The sequence below is a fragment of the Tepidimonas sp. genome, assembly GCF_036824975.1.
Taxonomy (GTDB): domain Bacteria; phylum Pseudomonadota; class Gammaproteobacteria; order Burkholderiales; family Burkholderiaceae_C; genus Tepidimonas.
Map to the genome: position 1 here is coordinate 1 of NZ_DAISZC010000042.1, position 2,957 is coordinate 2,957.

At 66.2% G+C, this 2,957-nt stretch carries 1 protein-coding gene and 1 pseudogene; both read left to right on the forward strand.

The genetic code is table 11. From position 1 onward, the window contains the following. A pseudogene (locus V7Z54_RS06315) lies at positions 1-1,359 on the forward strand (site-specific DNA-methyltransferase); the annotation flags it as partial. Positions 1,360-1,363: 4 nt separating this feature from the next. Then, positions 1,364-2,957, forward strand: a 1,594-nt coding sequence (locus tag V7Z54_RS06320) for an ATP-binding protein (protein WP_334135207.1), incomplete at its 3' end; no start/stop codon positions are given.

Below are 2,957 nucleotides of genomic sequence, written 5' to 3' on the forward strand. Positions count from 1 at the left end.
TACCCGCACGAGGGCCTCAAGGGCGGCTTCATCTACAAGACCGTGCCGCACGTGACGCTCAAGTCCATTGCCAACAATCCAGAAATCGACGACATCTACGCGCGCATGCACCCGGCCATCGAGGCGGCGCTGTCCAGCCTTAACGCCGCCCTGCGTGCGTCGCCGCCGAAGCCGTTTGCCGTGACCGAGGGTGGCCGCAAAGGGGGAAAGGTCGATTTCTCGCTGCCTGCGTCGCAAAGGGAGAAGTTACCGTCCGGCGAGGAGGTGATGGCCGGCGCGCTGCTGGAATGGGAAGTGCCCTTCGACTTCCCCGCGGACTGGCCGGAGTCTGCGCGCCAGCCGTTCGAGGCCTTCCATGCCGCGCGGCAGGCCATGCAGCGGCAAATGGACGCCTCCATCGCTGCCCATGCGGAGCAGGAGATCCTCTACGACCAGCCGCTGGTGGCGAAGGACAAGCTGCGCATCACCGGGCCGTTTACGGTGGAGGCGGTGCCCTTTCCCAGCGTGAAGTCGCTGGACGAAGCCGCCGGCCCGGCCGAGGCCGACGCCAGCATCGCCCGCACGGGCGAAAGCGGCCGCCAGCACCAGTGGCGCGACGAGCTGCTCAAAACCGGCATCCGTGGGCGCGGCGGGCAGGTGCTGCGCTTTGCGGACTTGGAGCCGCTGCCCACCGATGCCCATCTGCGCCACCTGCACGCGGTAGGCCATCTGGACAGTGGCGAGCGGGTGGTGGTGAGCTTTGGCCCCGAGCACGCCGCGCTGGAGCAGCGCCAGGTGGCGCAGGCGCTGACCGAGGCCGAGAAGCTGCGCCCGCAGCCGACCTTCATCGTGTTTTGCGCCTTTGCCTTCGACCCGGAGGCGGCCAAAGATATCGACGAGACGCGCTGGCCGGGCGTCACCCTGCTCAAGGCGCAGATGAACACCGACCTGCTGACCGAGGACCTGAAGAAGGCCCGCGCCAGCAACCAGAGCTTCTGGCTCATGGGCCAGCCGGAGGTGGAGGTGCGTCGGCGCAAGGACGGCCTGTACGAGGTCGAAGTGCACGGCTTCGATTACTTCGACACCGTCAGCGGCGAGCTCGTCTCTGGCGGCAAGAGCCGGATCGCGCTGTGGCTGCTGGATACCGATTACGACGAGCGCTCGCTGTTTCCGCGCCAGGTATTCTTTCCGATGGCAGGCACGGGGCAGGGGTGGGAAAAGCTCAGAAAAAGCATCCGCGCCGAGCTGGACGAGACGCGCCTTGAGGCCTTTCACGGCACGGTCAGCCTGCCGTTTGCGGCGGGCGACAACCGCAAGATCGCAGTGAAGATCGTCGATGACCGGGGTATCGAGTCGCTGAAGGTCATCGCGCTGGATTGAGGCGATGGACGCGGACTTGATCGATCGCATCCTGGAGGCGGCACAGGCAGGCGAAAGTGGCGACTGGGAGTTCAAGTCGGCCAAGGGAGGGCTGCCGCGCAGCTTCTGGGAAACCTACAGCGCGATGGCGAACTCGCAGGGAGGCGTGGTCGTGCTGGGGGCGTCGGAGCACGACGGGCGGGTCAGCCTGGATGGATTGGATCGCCAGCAATTGGCGCGTTGTCAGAAGGCGTTGTGGGACGGGCTCAACAACCGCGGACGGGTCAGCGTCAATCTGCTGGAGCCCAGCGACGTGCGGACGGTCGAAGTGGACGGCGCTGCGCTGCTGGTGGTTCGTATTCCTTGTGCCACCCGGACGCAGCGCCCGGTGTACGTGGGTGTGACGCCTTTTGGGCATACCTACCGCCGTCGGCACGAGGGTGACTACCGGCTTGGCGATGCCGGGGTGCGCCGGATGCTGGCCGACGCCGACGAGCTGCCGGCCGATCAGCGCATCCTCACGGGTTTTACGCTGAATGACTTGGACCCCCCGACGCTGTTGCAGTACCGCCAGCGCCTGCGCCTGACCAAGGGGGAACATCCCTGGCTGGCCCTGCCAGACCGGGAACTGCTGGAACGCTTAGGTGGCTGGCGGCGTGACCGCGTCACCGGCGAGGAGGGCCTGACGCTGGCCGGGCTGCTGATGTTTGGGAGGGATACGGCCGTGCGAGATGCTGCGGCTGCGCCGCAGTATTTCGTCGATTATCGAGAGAAACTGGACCCTGCGTTGCGCTGGACCGACCGCCTTTGCCCGGATGGGACCTGGGAGGCCAACCTGCTGCAGTTCTACACCCGCGTGTGGCCCAAGCTGGCAGCGGGGTTGCCGCAGCCGTTTCGTCTGGAACAGTCCGTGCGCCGGGACGAGACGCCGGCGCACGAGGCGCTGCGTGAGGCGTTTGTCAATGCCCTCATTCATGCGGACTACGCTGGCGTGGGCGGTGTGGTCATCGAGCGTTACCCGGATCGCTTCGTCATCGAGAACCCCGGCACTTTGCTGGTGTCGCTGCAGCAGTATCAGCAGGGCGGTGTGAGCGAGTGCCGCAACAAGGCCCTGCAGCAAATGTTTTTGTTGATCGGTGGCGGGGAGCGCGCGGGCTCGGGCGCGGACAAGATCCGCTCGGGCTGGCGGGCGCAGCACTGGCGCGCCCCGCGGCTCGATATCTTGACTGAACCGGACCGCGTCCGGCTCACCCTGCCGATGGTGAGTTTGATACCCGCGGAAACGCTGGAACGTCTGCGCCGCTGGCTGGGGCCGCGGCTGGAGGCGTTGACACCGGCAGAATTGCAGGCGCTGGCGACGGCCGACATCGAGGGGGCGGTGTCCAACGCAAGGCTGCAGGAACTGTTGGCCGATCACCCTGCGGACATCACCCGTACGCTGGCACGTTTGTGCATGCAGGGGCTGCTGTGCTCAGACAACCGCCGCCGCTGGACGACGTATCGGCTGGTTCGCCCAGGCGACGACATCGCTCCTGCTAAACGAGGAGACTCCATACACAACGCGGGAGACTCCATACACAACGCGGGAGACTCCATACACAACGCGGGAGACTCCATAC